Source organism: Mycolicibacter virginiensis (assembly GCF_022374935.2).
Taxonomy (GTDB): Bacteria; Actinomycetota; Actinomycetes; order Mycobacteriales; family Mycobacteriaceae; genus Mycobacterium; species Mycobacterium virginiense.
Map to the genome: position 1 here is coordinate 1170015 of NZ_CP092430.2, position 18446 is coordinate 1188460.

Here is an 18446-nt window from a genome sequence, read left to right on the forward strand (position 1 = left end):
ACAGTGTCGGTTCGAGTCCGACTGGGGGCACGGTGTTTGTGCTGGTCAGCGGGTTGATGGCCCGGGCTCACCCGGGGGGAGCCCTTGGTGCCACCAGAGCTAGACGCGCGCAGGTTGCGCGATTGCCGAGGAGTGGTCGTCGACCATGGTGAGCTCGTCGAACGGATCGTGCCCACGCAGCACCGCATCGACCTTTGCCTTGTCCACGGTGTGTGTCCACGAGCCGACCAGCAGGGTTGCTACGGCGTTGCCGGAGAAATTGGTCACCGCCCGGGCCTCGGACATGAACCGGTCGATCCCGACGATCAGGCCGACCCCGTCGAGCAGATCGGAGCGGTGGGCCTGCAGGCCGCCGGCCAACGTGGCCAACCCGGCGCCCGTCACACCGGCGGCGCCCTTGGAGGCGACGATCATGAACACCAGCAGGCCGATCTGCTGCCCGACGGACATCGGGGCGCTCAGCGCCTCGGCGATGAACAGCGCCGCCATGGTCAGGTAGATCGCGGTGCCGTCGAGGTTGAACGAATACCCGGTCGGCACAACGACACCGACGGTGCTTCGGTCGACGCCCAGGTGCTCCATCTTGGCGATGAGACGCGGCAGCGCCGATTCCGACGAGGAGGTCGAGAAGATCAGCAGGTACTCGCGGGCCAGGTACCGCACCAGCTTGAAGATGGACACCCCCGACACCGCGCGCAGCAGAACGCCGAGCACGCCGAACACGAAGAGCGCGCAGGTCACATAGAAGCCCAGCATCAGCGTCAGCAGTTGGGTGACGGCGGTCCAGCCGGTTTGTCCGACGACGTTGGCGATCGCACCGAAGGCGCCGATCGGTGCCAACCACAGGATCATGATGAGCACTTTGAAGACGAGCTTCTGCAGGTGCTCGATGCCACGCAGGATCGGTTCACCGGAGCTGCCCATGCCCTGCAGCGCGAATCCGACCAGTAGTGCCACGAACAGTGCCTGAAGCACGCTTCCGGCGGTCAGCGATGAGAAGAGCGTCTCGGGGATGATGCCCTGCACGAAGTCCATGAGTCCGCCTGACTTGCGTGCCTTCTCCGCGAGTTCGGCGCCTTTACCTGTCGAGTTCTCGGCCAGGTGCATGCCGCTGCCGGGGTGAATCAGGTTGCCGACCACCAGACCGATGGCCAATGCGACCGTGGACATGCCCAGGAAGTAAACGAAGGCCAGGCCGCCGACCTTCCCTACGGTGGTGGCCTTGCGTACCGAGCCGATCCCCAACACGATCGTGCAGAAGATGATGGGGCCGATCATCATCTTGATGAGGTTGACGAACATGGTGCCGAGCACCCCGACGCTCTTGCCGACCTCGGGTGCCACGAGCCCGACCGCTATGCCGACGACGACGGCCGCGATGACTGCGATGTAGAGCCAGTGCGTTCGGTCGCGACGCTGTGGGGGCGACGGCTCGGATCGCGAGTCTGCAGACACGGTCATCGGTGCCACCTCCAGTTGACGTCGATTGCGCTGCAACGAGCATCTTGAATCCCCGGCGTTTCCGGACGCTCAGGGGATTGAGAACTCAGCAGTTTGCTGGGTTCGGACCTGACTGTAGTAAAGGGCTTCTTACTCGGCCGGTGGTGTGTCGGCGCAGTAGCTGTTGATGCGGCGGTGATTGAACCAGTCCGCCCATTCTGGGGTGGCTACTTCGACTTGGTCGATGGTGCGCCACGGGCCGCGGGTTTTGATCAGTTCGGTCTTGTAGAGGCCGTTGATGGTTGCGGCGACGGCGTCGTAGCTGTCCCCAGCACGTTCCACTGAGGGGGACATACCGGCGATGGCAAGGGCGGTAACGGCCCGGCGTACGTCCAAGGCCCCGTCGCGGTCGTCGGCAGCGACATCTACGAACTTGATCGCGACGGCGATGGTGTGGCGTGCGAATCCTAGGTCTGTGGGTCTTCTGCCGGCCCCGCTTCACCGCCTGACCGGCACCTTTGTCCGGCTCATACCCGCCAGTCCGAGAATTTGCAAGAGTCTTTGGCAGGACGTGCGGAATTTCCTGGTGGGAGTCCTTAATTTCTTATTCAACATTTATCGCGGGGCGCATCGCCCGTTGTCTAGAGAGGCAATAAGGCCTGGTCAGAAGCTGTAGCAGCGGTTGCTGAACAGCTCTGAACTGCGGTTTTGCCCGGTGTGACGTGGGACGGTTGGGATTAGTCTGCGACGTCGATCACAATAATTCGGTCATTTTCCTGTTACCTCGAATTCACCGCTAGGATCGACCGGACGCCCCGCCCCGGCCATCCCGGTCTCGATCCGGCCGCACTGCGGCAGCCGCGGGGGCGCGAGGGCAGTGACGATACGAACGACGATACGAACGAAGCGATGCGAACAGTGGTTGATAGGAGCGATGTGGACGACGTGCCGGCTTATAGATTGGCCAACGCTGCCTCCCGCGTCGCGAACACCGTGACACTGGACCGCGGCCCGATCGGCGGCATCGCGGTCACCGCGGACGGCCAGCGCCTGCTGGCCACCAACTACGGCGACGACACCGTCTCCATCATCGACACCGTCAGCTGCAAGATCGTCAACACCGTCTTCCAGGCCGACGAGCCGTTCTCGATCGCCGCCGGCCCCGCCGGCACCGGCTGGGCCTACGTCACCGCCGGTTCGACCGCGCTGGATGCCGTGCTCGCAATCGACGTCGACACCGCGCAGGTCGCCGGGTGCTACCCGGTGGCGATGGACATCGGCGACCTGGTCGCCGACCCGACCAGCAGCCGCGTCTACCTCACCCGTACCGGCTCGTCCGGCGTCGACGTGCTCGCGCTCGACGCGGCCATGCGTCCCGCCGCATCCGCCGCGGTGTCCGGGCACCCCGGGGCGGCAGCGGCCGGCCTGCGGATCAGCGCGGACGGCCGACGGCTGTACGCGGCGGTCCGCCAGCCCACCGGTGACATCGTCACCGTGCTGGACCGCGACCTGAACATCCTCGACACCATCCGGATCGGCGCGAGCATCATCGACGTCGCGGTCAGCCCCGACGGTGCCCGCCTGTACGTGGCGACGTCGGGCCCCGACGGTCGCAGCCGCGTACACCTCGTCGACGCCCGCACCCACGCGGTCAGCGCCACCCGCGTCCTGGAGGCCCAGCTGATCCAGCTGATCGCCGGGCGCGACGGCCAGCGGGTCTACCTGGTGACCGACGGAGCCGTCCTAGTGCTGTGTGCGCGCACCAACGAGCCTCTCGGCACGCTGCCGGGCATCACCGAGCCGTCCTGCGCCGCGGAGAGCCCGGACGGCAGCCGGCTCTACATCGCCGGGTTCGACGGCAAGGTGACCATCGCGTCGCTGGCCGACCTGCCGGCCCCGTCGGCGTTGCTGCACGAGCAGCTGGAGCTCGACGACGCCGTCACCCGCATGCTGCAACTCGAACCCGCGGTGTAACCCACGCCACGTTCGGAATGGTGGCGTGATCGAATAGGCCGATGCACAGCACCATGCAGCACTGGCCGCTGACGGTCGGCGCCATCTTGAACCACGTCACCGCCGTCCACGGTGATCGCACCGTCACCACCGTGGCCGACGACGGATATCGGGTCACCACCTATCGCGAACTCGGTCGGCAAGTGGCCCAGCTGGCCAATGCCCTGCGGCGTCTGGGTATCACCGGCGACGAGCGGGTGGCCACCTTCATGTGGAACAACACCGAACACCTGGCCGCCTACCTGGCGGTGCCGTCGATGGGCGCGGTGCTGCACACGCTGAACATCCGGCTGTTCGCCGAGCAGATCGTCTTCGTCGCCAACGAGGCCGAGGACCGGGTGATCCTGGTCGATGGGTCGCTGGTGCAGCTACTGGCGCCGGTGCTGGCGGAACTGGAAACCGTGCACACCGTGATCCTCGTCGGGGACGGTGACGTCGCGGCGTTGGAAGCCTCCGGCAAGACCGTGCTGCGCTACGCCGAACTGCTGGCGGCCGAGGCGCAAGAGTTCGACTGGCCGGTCATCGACGAGAACTCGGCGGCCGCCATGTGCTACACCAGCGGCACCACCGGCAACCCCAAGGGCGTGGTGTACAGCCACCGGTCCAGCTACCTGCACGCCATGGCGGGATGCACAACCAACGGCACCGGGATCGGCGCGATCGACTGCGTGCTGCCGATCGTGCCGATGTTCCACGCCAACGCCTGGGGCCTGCCGTATTCGGCGCTGATGGCCGGCGCGGATCTGGCGATGCCAGACCGGCATCTGGACGCCAAGTCGCTGGTCGCCCTCATCGAATCGCAGCGGGCCACCGTGGCCGGTGCGGTGCCGACCATCTGGAACGACGTCATGCACTACCTGGAACGTGAACCCGGCCATGACATCTCGTCGTTGCGGCTGGCGGCCTGTGGTGGCTCGGCGGTTCCGGTTTCGCTGATGCAGGCGTTCGAGCAGCGGCACAACGTTCAGGTGCGGCAGCTGTGGGGCATGACGGAGACCTCGCCGATGGCCACCATGGCTTGGCCGCCGCCGGGCACCCCGCCCGAGCAGCACTGGGCGCTGCGCGGCACCCAGGGCCGGCCGGTGTGCGGGGTCGAGACCCGCATCGTCGACGACGAGGACGCGGTGCTGCCCAACGACGGCGAGGCGGTCGGCGAGCTGGAGGTGCGCGGCGCATGGATCACCGGCGCCTACTACCGCGGCCAGGACGAGTCCAAGTTCTCCTCGGGCTGGCTGCGCACCGGTGACGTCGGCCGCATCGACGCGCAGGGCTTCATCACGCTGACCGACCGGGCCAAAGACGTTATCAAGTCCGGCGGGGAGTGGATCTCCTCGGTGGAACTGGAGAACGAGCTGATCGCCCACCCCGACGTCGTCGAGGCCGCGGTGGTCGGGGTGCCCGACGAGCGCTGGCAGGAACGGCCGCTGGCCGTGGTGGTGACCCGCACCGGTGCCTCCGTCAGCGGCGCCGAACTGCGAACCTTCCTGTCCGACAAGGTCGCTCGATGGTGGCTGCCGGAGCGCTGGACGTTCGTCGAGGCGATCCCGCGCACCAGCGTCGGCAAGTACGACAAGAAGACCATCCGTGCCCGGTACGCCGAGGAGCAATACCAAGTGAGCGAGGTGCATAACTGATGAGCCTGCGTGTCATCCAATGGGCAACCGGAGGGGTGGGAGTCGCCGCGATCAAGGGCGTGCTCGAGCATCCCGACCTGGAGTTGGTCGGCTGCTGGGTCCACTCGAAGTCCAAGAGCGGCAAGGATATCGGGGAGATCATCGGCACCGAACCGGTGGGTGTGACGGCCACTGACAGCGTCGACGAGATCCTGGCATTGGATGCCGACGCGGTGATCTATGCGCCGCTGCTGCCCAACCCCGACGAGGTTGCGGCGCTGCTGCGTTCGGGCAAGAACGTGGTCACCCCGGTCGGCTGGTTCTACCCGACCGAGAAGGAGGCCGGCCCGCTGGAGGGCGCGGCGCGCGAGGGTGACGTGACTCTGCACGGTGCCGGAATCGGCCCGGGAGCGGCGACCGAGTTGTTCCCGCTGCTGCTGTCGGTGATGTCCACCGGTGTGACATTCATTCGCGGCGAAGAGTATTCGGACCTGCGCACCTATGACGCACCGGATGTGGTGCGCCACGTGATGGGCTTCGGCGGGACCCCGGATAAGGCGTTGAGCGGTCCGATGCAGAAACTGCTCGACGGCGGGTTCCGTCAATCGGTGCGGTTGTGCGTGGACCAGCTGGGATTCGCTGCCGACGAGGAAATTCGTTCCTCGCAGGAGGTGGCGGTGGCCACCGCGCCGATCGCTTCGCCGATCGGGTCGATCGAACCCGGCCAGGTGGCGGGACGGCGGTTCCACTGGGAAGCCACCGTCGGCGACGAGGTGGTGGTCCGGGTCACCGTCAACTGGCTGATGGGCGAGGAAAACCTCGACCCGCCATGGACTTTCGGGCCGGCCGGCGAGCGCTACGAGATGGAGGTGCGGGGCAATCCCGACACCTTCGTCACCGTCAAGGGCTGGCAGCCCGAAACCGTCGAAGAGGGGTTGATCAGCAACCCCGGCGTGGTGGCAACCGCGGCGCACTGCGTCAACGCCATCCCGGCGACCTGCGCGGCCCCGCCGGGCATCGCCGGGTTCTTCGACCTGCCGCTCACCACGGGCCGGGCCGCTCCGCACTTGGCGCGCTGAGCGCTACCCTCGGCTGATGGCCCTGGTTGTCGAACAGTCTCGGACGGTCCGTGTGACCGTCGCTGACGCGTTCGCCGGAACGTTGCCATTGCCGCTGCCCGAGCTCTTCCGCCGCTGGTACGGGCCGATTCCGCCGATCAAAGAAGTCCGGGACCAGGCCGATGAGTGGGGCAGCGTCGGGCAGACCCGCACCGTCCTGCTGACCGGTGGCGGCAGCATGCGCGAGGAGCTGACCGAAATCGATCCGCCCCGGGCGTTCGGATACCGGCTCACCGACATCACCGGGCCCATGGCGCCATTGGTGGCCTACGTCGAGGGCCGTTGGCAGTTCGCCCCCGCTGGTTCGGGCACCACGGTCACCTGGAGTTGGGTCATCCACCCGCGGTCGCGGCTGGGCGCGCCGTTGCTGCCGGTGCTGGGCTGGCTGTGGAAGGGCTACGCGCGCCAGGCGTTGGCGCGACTGTCCACCCTGCTGGAGGGCTGAGTCCGCCGATGTGCCGACTTTTCGGGCTGCACGCCGGCACCGACGCCGTCACCGCCACGTTCTGGCTGCTCGACGCCCCGGACAACCTCGCCGAGCAGAGCAGACGCAACCCGGACGGCACCGGGATCGGCGTCTTCGACGCCAACGGCGTGCCGCACCTGTACAAGGAGCCGACAGCGGCCTGGCAGGATGCTGAATTCTCCACCGAGGCAAACGAACTGACTGGAACGACGTTCGTCGCGCATGTGCGCTACGCCACCACCGGTGCACGGGACGTCGCCAACACCCATCCCTTCCTGCAGGACGGCCGGATCTTCGCGCACAACGGCGTGCTGCGTGGCCTCGACACCATCGAGGAACGACTTCGCGAGATCGGCACCGCGGATCTGGTTGGGGGACAGACCGATTCCGAGCGGATCTTTGCGCTGATCACCGGTTGCGTCCGGGCGCGTGACGGAGACGTCGGTGCCGGCCTGCGCGACGCGGTCGGTTGGCTGGCCGCCAATGTGCCGATCTATGCGCTCAACATCCTGCTCGCCACGGCCACCGACATGTGGGCGCTGCGCTATCCGGAGACTCACGAGCTGTACCTGCTGGACCGTCGCGATGGATCCGCGCCGGTCGGGCTGGATCTGCAGACCTCGCGGATCCGGGCGCACTCCGCGCAGCTGCGAGGCCGCCCGGCGGTGGTGTTCGCCAGCGAGCCGATGGACGCCGACCCGCGCTGGCGGTTGATCGCCCCCGGGGAATTGGTGCACGTCGACGCCGCGCTGAGGATCACCACCGAGCTGGCCTTCCCCGGTGCTCCTGCTCGGCAACTGTGCCGAGAAGACTTGACCGCCGCAGCCCAGGAGGCTCAACACCCCTGGAAAGGAACGAAATGACAGTCAAACGCGCCCTGGTGCTCGGTGGCGGTGGGGTAGCGGGCATCGCCTGGGAGACCGGCGTCTTGTGCGGCATCGCCGACGAATCACCCGACACCGCAACCGAACTTCTCGAATCCGCGGTGCTGGTGGGCACGTCGGCGGGCTCAGCGGTGGCCGCCCAGATCGGCAGCGGGCTGAGCCTGGAGCAGTTGTTCGCCCGTCAGGTTTCGAAGACCTGCTCTGAGATCGATCCCGGTGTGGGTGCCGATGAGCTGACCGAGCTGTTCGTGGCGGCGATCACTGAGCCCAACACCACCACCGCGCAGAAACTGCAAGGCATCGGCGCGGTTGCCCTGGCGGCGCAGACGGTTGCCGCGCCGGTGCGGCGGGGCATCATCGCCGACCGTCTGCCGTCACACGAGTGGCCGGAACGCGCGCTGCGGATCACCGCGATCGACATCGACACCGGGGAGCTGACGGTCTTCGACCGCGACTCGGGGGTGGAACTCATCGACGCGGTGGCGGCCAGTTGTGCGGTGCCGGGTGCCTGGCCTCCGGTGGTGCTCGGCACCCGGCGCTACATGGACGGCGGGGTGCGCAGCACGGTCAACCTCGATGTGGCCGCCGATTGCGACGAGGCGGTGCTGCTGGTGCCCACCGGTGGCGGCGTCGACGGGGAGATCGCGGCGTTCGCCGGTCGCGTATGCGCGGTGCTGGCCGACGATGACGCGATACGCGCCTTCGGCGGCAATCCGCTCGACCCGGCCTGCCGGTTGCCGTCGGCGCACGCCGGCCGCGAACAGGGCCGACGGCAGGCCGGCGCCATCGCCGAGTTCTTGGCTAACGGCTAGCGACGATCGCAAGCGCGACGGAGTCGGGCGCTGCGGGTCGTCGCCATGGGCTAGCGCCTACAGCGATTTCGCGGCGTCGAGAGCGCGGGCGGCAAGCTCGCGACCCACGTCGATCAGCTCCGCGGCGCGGTGGAAGTCCAGGCTGCGGCAGGCCACGCGAGGCACCTCGATCAGCAGATCGGGCGGGTGCGACGCGAGCTGATGGCGGGCCAGTGCTGCCTGGGCGATATCGATGGTTCGGTTCATTACCTCGAAGCTGCCGAGCTTGGGCACCACCTCGGGAGTGGCGTCCTCGTCCTCGCCCGGCCCATGCGGCGGTCCCAGCTTCGCATCTCCTGCGTCGAGACTCGCTGAACCGCCCGGTTCGGACTCGCCACTGCTGAACCGGTCCAGGATCGCCCGTGCCGTCGGCCGGTCCAGCAGAGACCGTGCTCCGCTGGTGTCCAGCAGCGCAGAGGTACTGCGCCACATGCGATTCAACCGGCCAGCCGGCACGTCCCGCTCGGAATCTTGGGCAGCAGGGCCGGCGGCAGTCGGGTCGCCGCCGTTGAGGCTGACGGCCAAGGTCAGGTCGGCGTTGACGGCGCTCAGCGGGGCCATCGGCAGCGGGTCGAGGATGCCGCCGTCAGCGAGCAGGCGTCCATCGACCACGTGCGGTGCGATCACGCCGGGGATGGCGATCGAGGCTCGGATGGCGGTATCGACCGGGCCGCGCTGCAGCCACACCGATCGGCCCGCGATCAGATCGGTCGCCACAGCGGTATAGGGAATCGGCAGCTCTTCGATGTCGATGTCGCCCAAGATGTCGCGGACGACATCGAGAATCTTCTCCGCTCGCAGCACCCCTGCCGCGGTGAACGACGGATCCAGCAGCCGCAGGACCGCGCCCTGGGTCAGCGACTTGGCCCATTCGGCGAAATCATCGAGTCGATCGGCAGCCTGCAGCCCGCCCACCAGCGCACCCATCGACGATCCGGAGATCCCCACGATGTCGTAGCCGCGGTCGCGCAGCTCGGCGATCACCCCGATGTGGGCATAGCCGCGCGCACCGCCGCTGCCCAGCACCAGCGCCACCCGGGGCGCCCGGTGCGCGCGGGATTCCGCAGCAGAGGTCATATCCACCATTTTGCGGGCTGTACCCCGCCGGTTCTTTCCGTCATTGCGATTACAACCGTAATACCGACAGGAAACAGCAGGTCGCAGTGGGTATTTCTGTGCTGGGTGGGCCGGAACCTCCGCCCCGCAACTGACGCGCCGGTGCGTGCGGCGCGGCGCCCGGATAGCATGGCCGCTGTGATGGAGCACGTCGGATTCCAGGGTTGTTGTTGCCGCAGCTGAATGCTGCCGCCGATCCCTTTCTCGAATCCAGCCCATCCTCTTTGGAGTTCTCACCATGGTTATCGCCGATCCCATCGCGCTGCGGCGCCCGGCCGCCCGGCCGCGCGCGTTGCGCCTTCCCGACCTCTTGCAGACCACCGACCTGGCCGCCGACGCGGTATTGCAGGGCCGCTACAACCACCTGCTGCCCGCCTCCGGCCTGCCCGACGACCAGCGTTGGTTCGCCCGAATCCACGGTGACGAGCGGCTCGACATCTGGCTGATCAGCTGGGTCCCGGGGCACGCCACCGAACTGCACGATCACGGTGACTCGCTGGGCGCGCTGACCGTGCTGTCCGGCTCATTGGACGAGCTCCATTGGAATGGTCGCGAGCTGGCGCAACGACGCCTGGACGCCGGGGACCAGGCCGCGTTCACCCAGGGCTGGGTGCACGACGTCGTCTGGGCGCCACCGACCGCCCCGCTCGAACCGGCCGCCCCGACGCTGAGCGTGCACGCATACTCGCCACCACTGGTGGAAATGTCCTACTACGACGTCGCGCAGGACCATACTTTGCGTAGGCAGCGCACCGAACTCACCCAGCACCCGGAGGCGTCATGACCGCAACGCACGTCACCAGCCGCATCGATCTGCTCCTCGAATCGGCTCGAGCCAAGCTGCACCGGCTGACCGCAGATGAGGTGCCCGAGGCGCTGCGCAACGGCGCACACCTGGTCGACATCCGGCCGGCGGCCCAGCGCGCGGAGGAAGGCCAAGTGCCCGACGCGCTGGTGATCGAACGCAACGTGCTGGAGTGGCGCTGCGACCCGACCAGCGACGCCCGGCTGCCACAGGCGGTCGACGACGACGTGCAGTGGATCATCTTGTGCTCGCAGGGCTACACCTCGAGCCTGGCCGCGGCGGCGTTGCAGGACTTGGGGCTGCACCGCGCCACCGACGTCATCGGCGGCTATCAGGCCCTGGCTGCGGTCGGGGAGCTGGTGGAGCCGGCCCCGCTGGCCGCGCTAAGCGTTGGAGTGCAGCAGGGGGCGGAGCCGTTCAGTCTTCTCCGGGGTCCACGACGCTGGATGTAGGATCGCCGCCCACGCATCGGCGGCGTCGGCGACGTAGCTGTGGCCATGACCGTCGGGCACGTCGATCGCCACCGCCATGTCGGCAGAGACCTGCAGGAACGTCACGATCGGGGTCCAGTGCACCTGCGGCAGCACGTCGTAGCCGCGTGGCTCTCGCAGCCAGTCGGGCTTGTGGTACAGCAGATCCGGATGCCACCAGGCGATCGGGTCGGAGGCGTGCTGTAGGTAAACCACTCGCGGCGTATCCGGTGCGCCCCAAGGGGTGTCGGGACGGGCCAGGTCTTGCGGGCGAGCGACGAACCGCACGGCGCGGCCGTCGTGGTAGATCGGCAGCCATTGCGGGGACCCAGGATCGCGGTTGATGGTCAGGTCGGTCCAGATGGTGTTCTGAAAGGTCGGACCGGAAAACAGCGCACCGTCGGTACGCGCCAGCACATTGTTGAGGCTCATGAAGGAGGCCTCGCCGCCGAAGGAACCGAGGCTTTCGCCGAACACCACCAGTTTGGGGCGCTGGGCCTCCGGCAGGGCCCGGATCTGTTTGTCGACGGCTTCGAACAGGGCCTGGCCGGCCTGGCGCGCGTTCTCCTTGTCGACCAGGAAGGACAGCCAACTGGGCAGGAACGAATACTGCATGCTCACGATCGCGGTGTCGCCGTTGAACATGTATTCCAGGGCCGAGGCCTCCGCCTCGTTGATCCAGCCGGTGCCCGTCGTGGTGGCCACCGCCACCACCGCGCGGCTCAGCCCGCCGGTGCGGGCCAGCTCGGCTGCGGCCAGCTCAGCGGTCTCCTTGATTCCGTGGGCCGAATTCAGGCCGGCGTAGGCACGAATCGGTTCGGTGGCCGGTGCGCCGTTGAACGCGCTGAGCTGGGCGACGGTGGGCCCGTTCGCGACGAAGATGCGGCCCTGATGGCCCAGCGACTCCCAGGACGCCAGCGACTCCGGTCCGCCCGAGCGCAGCCGGGTCGACGGGGCGGCCCGGTCGGGGCTGGTCTCCTCGTTGACCGAGGCGAAGGTGCTGTTCATGACGTGCATAGCGGTCTTGAGCACCAGACCGTTGAGCACCGCCACAACCAGAGCCACCAGTAACGACACTGCGACCACGGCCGAAACCCGCGGCGGGGCAACGCGTTCGAGCTGGCGCACCAGAAAGCGGATCAGCATCCGGATCAGTTGGCCGATCTCGACCAGGATGAACAGCGTGACCACCGCGATCGCGCCGGCTTGCGGGTAGTTGTACCAAGTCAGGTGCGGCACACCCATCAGGTCGCGCATCTGGTCCTGCCAGCCGTGGATCGTCCACACCACCCAGAGATGGATGACCGCCGCGACGGGAATCAGCACCCGCCACGCCCACCGCGGGGCCGGCGGGCTGGTGTCCTTCGAGCGCATGTAGCGGACCAGCCAGACGCTGAACACCCCCAGGGCATAGCCGATGGCCCCCGAGCCGCCGCTGACCAAACCCTGGAACAGCGGCCCACGGGGCAGCAGCGACGGCGTCAGCGACAGCCACAGAAACACCAGGCCCATCGCGGTGCCGGTGAACGTGTAGTGGCGGACCCACCAGGGTGCGCGCGCGATCGCCTCCGGGGGTGTTTCCGCGGTTGCGGTGTCGGTGGCTGTCGCGCTCATCGGGAGCTACTCAGCGGTGGGTGAAATTCGGTGCGCGCTTCTCGGTGAACGCCGCCATGCCCTCGGTCTGGTCGTCGGTCGCGAACGCCGAGTGGAACAGACGGCGCTCATAGAGCAGCCCTTCGGCCAGGGTGGACTCGAAGGCCCGGTTGACGGCTTCCTTGGCCATCCGGGCCGCCGACAGGCTCATCCCGGCGATGGTGGCGGCGACCTGGCCGGCCTCGGCCAGTAGGTCGTCGGCCGGCACCACGCGGGACACCAAGCCGGATCGCTCGGCCTCGGCGGCGTCGATGGTGCGGCCGGTCAGGATCAGGTCCATCGCCTTGGCCTTGCCGATGGCCCGGGTCAGGCGCTGCGAGCCGCCCATGCCGGGCAGCACACCCAGCTTGATCTCCGGCTGGCCGAACTTGGCCGTGTCGGCGGCGATCAGCAGGTCGCACATCATCGCCAGTTCGCAGCCGCCGCCCAGGGCGTGCCCGGCCACCGCGGCGATGGTCGGGGTGCGTACCGCGGCCAGCTTGGACCAGGCGGCGAAGAAGTCGGCGGCGAACACCTCGGCGAAGCTCAGATCGGCCATCTCTTTGATGTCCGCTCCGGCGGCGAACGCCTTGGCGCTACCGGTGATGATGATGGCTCCGATGCCGGGGTCTGCGTCGAATTCAGCTGCGGCGGTGGTGACTTCGTTCATCACCTGGCTGTTGAGGGCGTTGAGTGCCTGCGGCCGGTTCAAGGTGATGGTGCCGACGCGTCCATCGCGGTCGACAAGAATGGTTTCGTAAGTCATGGGTTCTCCTTAGAAGGTCAGGTCGGGTTCGGCGGGAACGAAGTAGCTCTCGATATCGGCGGCGCTCACCTCGGCCAGCGTCGCCGGGGACCACTGCGGATTCCGGTCCTTGTCGACCAGCTGGGCGCGGATGCCCTCCACCAGATCATGCGAGCGCAGCGACGCGCACGACACCCGGTATTCCTGGATCAGAACGTCTTCCAGGGTGGTGAGCCGGCCCGCCCGGCGCACCGCCTCCAACGTCACCGCGCACGCGACCGGGGAGCGGGTGCCGATCAGTTCGGCAGCGGCGTTGGCGTCGGGGCTGGCGTGGCCGGCCAGCGCATCCACGATCTGCGCGACGGTGTCGTGCGCGTAGCACTCATCGATCCAGTCGCGGTGTGCGGCAAGCTGACTCGCTGGCGCGTCGGTTGCGTGTGCGGCCAGGGCGCTGTCCACTCCATCGGCGATGATCGCCGCGGTGAAGGCCTCCAGTGCCGCGTGCGGCACGTAGTGGTCGGCGAAACCCAGGGCGATGGCGTCCGGGCCGGAGAACGGTGCGCCGGTCAGGGCTACGTGCAGACCGAGCCGGCCGGGGGAGCGCGAGAGCAGATAGGTGCCGCCGACATCGGGGATGAAACCGATACCGACCTCGGGCATGGCCATCTTGGTGGTGTCGGTGACCACCCGGGTGTTGGCGTGCGCCCCGACTCCGACACCGCCGCCCATCACGATGCCGTCCATCAACGACACGTACGGCTTTCCGAATCCGCCGATCCGCGCATTGAGCAGGTACTCGTCGTACCAGAATCGTCGCGCATCCGCGCCGTCGGATTTGGCGCTGTGATAGATCGCGACCACGTCGCCGCCGGCGCACAGTCCGCGCTCACCGGCCCCGGTGAGTACCACCGCCGTGACCGCCGGATCCTCGGCCCAGATGGACAGTGCCGCGGTCATGGCGGTCACCATCGGAAGGTTCAGCGAGTTGATCGCCTTCGGACGGTTGAGTGTCAGCAGGCCGACCCCGTTGTCAACGTGGGCCAGGACCTCGTCAGATTCACCTGTCACGCCTTCGCAATGTAGATCCCTACGCGCGGTCACTGATCCGCGGGTAAGGTTTGGCAGCAGAGCGGCCTGAACGCCGTCGGGAACTCCGGCGGGTCGGGAAACGTTGATTTGAGTATTCGTAACCCTTCGCTTCACAGCCCCAAGAGAGGATCGGGACGGTGCGGGAGACCAGCAACCCGGTATTTCGTTCGTTGCCCAAACAGGGCGGCGGCTACGCGCAGTTCGGAACCGGTATGGCCGGTGCGACTCAGCAGGTGGGCCAGACCTACCAGGTCGACCCGTCATTGGCGCAGTACCAGCAGCGGGAGGTCACTCGCCCGCTGACCATCGATGACGTCGTCACCAAGACCGGCATCACGCTGGGTGTGCTGAGCGTGGCGGCGATCATCTCCTTCTTCATGGTGTCGGCCAATCAGGCGCTGGCCGGGCCGCTGACCTTCGTCGGCGCGTTCGGCGGCCTTGCCGTGGTGATGGTGGCCATGTTCGCCCGCAAGCAGGACAACAAGGCGGTGGTGCTCAGCTACGCGGTGCTCGAGGGCCTGTTCCTCGGCGCCATCTCCTGGGTGCTGACCGCCTTCACGGTGGGGACCGGCAACGCCGGCTCGATGATCGGACAGGCCGTGATGGGCACCCTCGGGGTGTTCGGCGGCATGCTGGTGGTCTACAAGACCGGCGCCATTCGGGTCACGCCGAAGTTCACCCGGATGCTCGTCGCCGGCATGTTCGGTGTGCTGGCCCTGATGATCGGCAACCTGGTGCTGTCGCTGTTCGGCGTCGGCGGCGGTGAGGGCCTGGGCCTGCGCAGCGGCGGGACGCTGTCCATCATCTTCTCGCTGGTGTGCATCGGGATCGCCGCGTTCAGCTTCCTGATCGACTTCGACGCCGCCGACCAGCTGATCCGCGCCGGCGCGCCGGAGAAGGCGGCCTGGGGCATCGCACTGGGCCTGACCGTGACCCTGGTCTGGCTGTACCTGGAGATCCTGCGGCTGCTCAGCTACTTCCAGAGCGAGTGACCCGCTAGCTTTTCCCGTTGACTCTGCGCTGACCAGGCAACCTACTCGCACTTTTGCCTGGTACGCGCAGAGTCATTTTTTGTGTCGGTGGCCCCGGGCAGCATGCCGACATGGGACAGCCATTCATCGGTAGTGAGGCATTGGCGGCCGGGGCGGTCACCTGGCACGAGCTGGAGAAGTACTACCGCTCGATCGCGCCCAACGTGTATCTGGACAAGCGCGTCACACTCGCGCTGCGACACCGCACTGAGGGAGCCTGGCTGTGGTCGCATCGTCAGGGGGTCGTCTCCGGCTTGGCGGCATCCGCCTTGCACGGGGCGAACTGGGTGGACGACGACGCCACCGTCGAACTGATCTGGCGTAACGCGCGAGCCCCGCACGGGATCAAGACGCGTGCTGATTTGATCCTCGATGGCGAATCTCAGCACCTCGCCGGCGTCGTCGCCACCACTCCCGAACGCACCGCTTTTGACCTGGGCCGCCGCGGCCCGTTGCGTCAGGCGGTCGCCAGGCTCGACGCGCTGGCCAACGCCACGCATTTCAAGATCGACGATGTGGCGCGGCTGGCGTCGCGGCATCGTCATACCCGCGGCCTGCGCCAACTGGAAGCCGCGCTGTACCTCGTCGATGCCGGTGCGCAGTCACCGAAGGAGACCTGGCTGCGGCTGTTGCTCAGCGACGCCGGGTTCCCTAGACCCCAGACCCAGATCCCGGTGCTGGGCCCCGACGGTTATCCGAAGTACTTCCTCGACATGGGGTGGGAAGACGTCACGCTCGCGGTCGAATACGACGGCGATCAGCACCGCACCAGCCGCTCACAATTTGTGAAGGACGTCGAGCGTCTGGAGTACATCCGACAGGCGGGCTGGACGCACGTCACGGTGCTCGCCGAACACCGGGGCTACGACGTGGTCCGCCGCGTCAGGGAAGCCTGGGATGCCCTAAAACGACGTTGACTCTGCGCTGACCAGGCGAGTTACTCGCACATTTGCCTGGTAGGCGCAGAGTCAACGGGAATACGGGAACTAGGAGAGCCGCTCGACCACCATGGCCATGCCCTGGCCGCCGCCCACGCACATGGTCTCCACGCCGAACTGCTTGTCGTGGGTCGCCAGGTTGTTCAGCAGGGTGGCGGTGATGCGGGCGCCGGTCATACCGAACGGGTGGCCCAGGGCGATCGCCCCGCCGGACACGTTCAGCTTGTCCTCGTCGATGCCCAGCTCGCGAGCCGAGCCCAGCACCTGTACCGCAAAGGCCTCGTTGATCTCGAACAGGTCGATGTCCGAGACCGACATCTTGGCGTTCGCCAGCGCCTTCTTGACGGCTTCGATCGGGCCCAGACCCATGATCTCCGGCGACAGGCCCGACACCCCGGTGGACACGATCCGGGCCAGCGGCTTGAGACCCAGCTCCTTGGCCTTGGTGTCGCTGGTGATGATGACCGCGGCGGCGCCGTCGTTCAGCGGGCAGGCGTTGCCGGCGGTGATCGTGCCGTTGGGCCGGAACACCGGCTTGAGCTGGCTGATCTTCTCGTAGGTGGTGCCGGCGCGCGGGCCGTCGTCGGTGCTCACCACGGTGCCGTCGGGCAGCGTGACCGGGGAGATCTCACGGGCGAAGAAGCCGCTGTTGATGGCCTCCTCGGCGCGGTTCTGGCTGCGCACGCCCCAGTGGTCCTGGTCCTCGCGGCTGATCCCGGTGTGCAGTACCACGTTCTCGGCGGTCTGGCCCATCGCGATGTAGACGTCCGGCAGCAGTCCGTCGGCGCGGGGGTCGTGCCACTCGGTGGCACCGGCCGCGGCGGCCTCCGAGCGGGCCATCCCGTCGTTGAACAGCGGGTTCTTGCTGTTCGGGGCGCCGTCGGCAGCACCGATGGCGAACTGCGAGACGGTCTCCACACCGGCGGAGATGAACGCGTCACCCTCGCCGGCCTTGATCGCGTGGAACGCCATCCGGGTGGTCTGCAGCGACGACGAGCAGTACCGGTTCACCGTGGTGCCGGGCAGGAAGTCGTAGCCGAGCAGCACCGAGACCACGCGGCCGATGTTGTAGCCAGAGGCGCCGCCCGGCTGGCCACAGCCCATCATCAGGTCGTCGATCTCGCGCGGGTCCAGCGCAGGCACCTTGTCCAGGGCGGCCCGCACCATCTGGGCGGCCAGGTCGTCGGGCCGCATGGTGACCAGGGATCCCTTACCGGCCCGGCCGATCGGCGAACGCGCAGTTGAGACGATTACAGCTTCAGGCACTTCTGGCTCCTTGAGATCGGGTAATAGAGCCGAATCTAGCCCGACGAGGCCACCACGCGGGAATCGGGCCGGTCCAGCACAGCGCAGAGCGCCGGGATCATTTGGCCCGCCGCCAGGGCGTAGCCCGCCGCCGACGGGTGGTACTGGTCGGCGGCGAACAGCAGTTGCGGGCTGTCATGAAATTCTCGTGCCCGGAAGTCGGCGAAGGGCACGGCGATACCGCCGGCTGCTTTCACCGCCAGGGTCTGCGCCCGGGCCAGCTGGCACGCCCGGGCGTGTGCGACCCAGCGCAGCGGTCGCGGTATCGCGCTGATCGCCCCGAACTTGGGGCAGGTGCCCACGATCACCACCGCGCCGCTGGCGCGCAGTCGCTTTACCGCGGCGCGCAGGCGCTGCACCGAGCCGGCGATGCTGTGCAGTGCGGTCACGTCATTGGCGCCGATCATGATCACGGCAACGTCCGGTGGCGGACCCGCGACAAACATCGCGTCCACCTGGCCGGCCAGGCCTTTAGAGGTGGCGCCCACAATTGCCTTAGTGCTCAACCGAATCCGCATACCGGTGCGCTCCGCCAGTGCTTTGGCGATCAACGCGCCGGGAACCTCTGCCCCCGAATGGCAGCCATACCCGGTCGCGGTGGAGTCGCCGAAAATCATCAGGTGCAGGTCGACATTCGCCCCGCGGCGAAAAGGCTGAACTTGCGCGTCGTCGGGACCGTATAAACCGTCAGCACGCGGTGGAAGATCCCAAGCCTTGGGGATCGTCTGACGGGCCCGGTCGGCCTGGCCCGCCAGAAGATTGCGCACACCCAGATAGAGGGTGCCGCCAAAAGCGACCACGCCCGCAGTGGCCAGCGTGACCGTCGACTGTCGCGTTGCCCCGATCGCCATGTCGGTGATTTTAGGGAAAGGACGCCCGTGTCACCTGAGCGCAGCAAACAAATATGGTCACGAAGCGGACCCGATGCAG

Annotated in this window: 18 protein-coding genes and 1 pseudogene; 11 read left to right on the top strand and 8 right to left on the bottom strand. The window is 67.5% G+C overall.

The genetic code is table 11. The features are described from left to right. Positions 1 to 99 precede the first annotated feature (99 nt). Together MJO54_RS05795 and MJO54_RS05800 are read right to left on the bottom strand one after the other, a co-directional pair. Positions 100 to 1461 carry a cation:dicarboxylate symporter family transporter gene (locus MJO54_RS05795; RefSeq protein WP_105295775.1) on the bottom strand — a complete coding sequence of 454 codons (1362 nt, stop codon included), beginning with the start codon at positions 1459 to 1461 and terminating at the stop codon, positions 100 to 102. Between the two features lie 129 nt (positions 1462 to 1590). Beyond that, positions 1591 to 1809, bottom strand: a pseudogene (locus tag MJO54_RS05800) (integrase core domain-containing protein); the annotation flags it as partial. A 54-nt stretch (positions 1810 to 1863) separates the two neighbouring features. On the opposite strand from MJO54_RS05800, the gene MJO54_RS23820 reads away from it, so the two are divergent. The 7 genes from MJO54_RS23820 (at position 1864) to MJO54_RS05835 (ending at position 8346) form a co-directional block, all read left to right on the top strand. After that, positions 1864 to 1911, top strand: a complete 48-nt coding sequence (locus MJO54_RS23820; protein ID WP_434006658.1) for an excalibur calcium-binding domain-containing protein — start codon at positions 1864 to 1866, stop codon at positions 1909 to 1911. 465 nt (positions 1912 to 2376) lie between these two features. Beyond that, positions 2377 to 3414, top strand: a complete 1038-nt coding sequence (locus MJO54_RS05810) for a YncE family protein (protein WP_105295774.1) — start codon at positions 2377 to 2379, stop codon at positions 3412 to 3414. Positions 3415 to 3455: 41 nt separating this feature from the next. Beyond that, on the top strand, positions 3456 to 5087 hold the full coding sequence (locus MJO54_RS05815) for a long-chain fatty acid--CoA ligase (RefSeq protein WP_046285089.1): 1632 nt from the start codon (positions 3456 to 3458) through the stop codon (positions 5085 to 5087). Continuing rightward, positions 5087 to 6145 (top strand): NAD(P)H-dependent amine dehydrogenase family protein, encoded by a 1059-nt coding sequence (locus MJO54_RS05820; RefSeq protein ID WP_105295773.1) that lies wholly within the window; start codon positions 5087 to 5089, stop codon positions 6143 to 6145. The genes MJO54_RS05815 and MJO54_RS05820 overlap by 1 nt, the downstream gene beginning before the upstream one ends. Positions 6146 to 6161: 16 nt before the next feature. Further along, a complete protein-coding gene (locus MJO54_RS05825) occupies positions 6162 to 6629 on the top strand; it encodes an SRPBCC family protein (protein WP_046285087.1) in 468 nt (155 codons plus the stop codon). A gap of 8 nt (positions 6630 to 6637) precedes the next feature. Further along, positions 6638 to 7513: a class II glutamine amidotransferase gene (locus tag MJO54_RS05830; protein ID WP_105295772.1), complete on the top strand. Its 876-nt coding sequence runs from the start codon at positions 6638 to 6640 to the stop codon at positions 7511 to 7513. Further along, positions 7510 to 8346 (top strand): patatin-like phospholipase family protein, encoded by an 837-nt coding sequence (locus MJO54_RS05835; RefSeq protein WP_064888825.1) that lies wholly within the window; start codon positions 7510 to 7512, stop codon positions 8344 to 8346. Before MJO54_RS05830 ends, MJO54_RS05835 begins: the two co-directional genes overlap by 4 nt. 57 nt (positions 8347 to 8403) lie before the next feature. Here MJO54_RS05835 and MJO54_RS05840 read toward each other — a convergent pair whose 3' ends face one another. Then, positions 8404 to 9462, bottom strand: a complete 1059-nt coding sequence (locus MJO54_RS05840) for a patatin-like phospholipase family protein (protein WP_105295771.1) — start codon at positions 9460 to 9462, stop codon at positions 8404 to 8406. Between the two features lie 277 nt (positions 9463 to 9739). Here MJO54_RS05840 and MJO54_RS05845 point away from each other — a divergent pair, with 277 nt between their 5' ends. Further along, positions 9740 to 10285 carry a cysteine dioxygenase gene (locus tag MJO54_RS05845; RefSeq protein ID WP_105295770.1) on the top strand — a complete coding sequence of 182 codons (546 nt, stop codon included), beginning with the start codon at positions 9740 to 9742 and terminating at the stop codon, positions 10283 to 10285. After that, complete coding sequence (locus tag MJO54_RS05850; protein ID WP_065152998.1) at positions 10282 to 10758, top strand: rhodanese-like domain-containing protein; 477 nt, start codon at positions 10282 to 10284, stop codon at positions 10756 to 10758. Before MJO54_RS05845 ends, MJO54_RS05850 begins: the two co-directional genes overlap by 4 nt. On the opposite strand, the gene MJO54_RS05855 is transcribed toward MJO54_RS05850, so the two are convergent. From MJO54_RS05855 to MJO54_RS05865, 3 genes are read right to left on the bottom strand one after another with little or no spacing between them, the layout of a single operon-like run. Next, the gene (locus tag MJO54_RS05855) at positions 10690 to 12390 is read right to left on the bottom strand and encodes an alpha/beta hydrolase (protein WP_065152997.1); all 1701 of its coding nucleotides are present in this window, start codon (positions 12388 to 12390) and stop codon (positions 10690 to 10692) included. The two genes, MJO54_RS05850 and MJO54_RS05855, sit on opposite strands and share 69 nt — an antisense overlap. Positions 12391 to 12400: 10 nt before the next feature. Then, entirely contained in the window at positions 12401 to 13174 is a 774-nt protein-coding gene (locus tag MJO54_RS05860) for an enoyl-CoA hydratase (protein ID WP_065152996.1), read from the bottom strand. Between the two features lie 9 nt (positions 13175 to 13183). Next, positions 13184 to 14221, bottom strand: coding sequence for an enoyl-CoA hydratase/isomerase family protein (locus MJO54_RS05865; protein ID WP_105295769.1), 1038 nt, complete (start codon positions 14219 to 14221; stop codon positions 13184 to 13186). A gap of 158 nt (positions 14222 to 14379) precedes the next feature. On the opposite strand from MJO54_RS05865, the gene MJO54_RS05870 reads away from it, so the two are divergent. Further along, positions 14380 to 15234 (top strand): Bax inhibitor-1/YccA family protein, encoded by an 855-nt coding sequence (locus MJO54_RS05870; RefSeq protein WP_046285079.1) that lies wholly within the window; start codon positions 14380 to 14382, stop codon positions 15232 to 15234. Between the two features lie 110 nt (positions 15235 to 15344). Then, positions 15345 to 16190: a putative endonuclease domain-containing protein gene (locus MJO54_RS05875; protein WP_105295768.1), complete on the top strand. Its 846-nt coding sequence runs from the start codon at positions 15345 to 15347 to the stop codon at positions 16188 to 16190. A gap of 69 nt (positions 16191 to 16259) precedes the next feature. On the opposite strand, the gene MJO54_RS05880 is transcribed toward MJO54_RS05875, so the two are convergent. Continuing rightward, positions 16260 to 17477 (bottom strand): acetyl-CoA C-acetyltransferase, encoded by a 1218-nt coding sequence (locus MJO54_RS05880; protein ID WP_046285077.1) that lies wholly within the window; start codon positions 17475 to 17477, stop codon positions 16260 to 16262. A gap of 35 nt (positions 17478 to 17512) precedes the next feature. After that, positions 17513 to 18367, bottom strand: a complete 855-nt coding sequence (locus MJO54_RS05885; protein ID WP_105295767.1) for an SGNH/GDSL hydrolase family protein — start codon at positions 18365 to 18367, stop codon at positions 17513 to 17515. Positions 18368 to 18446 lie beyond the last annotated feature (79 nt).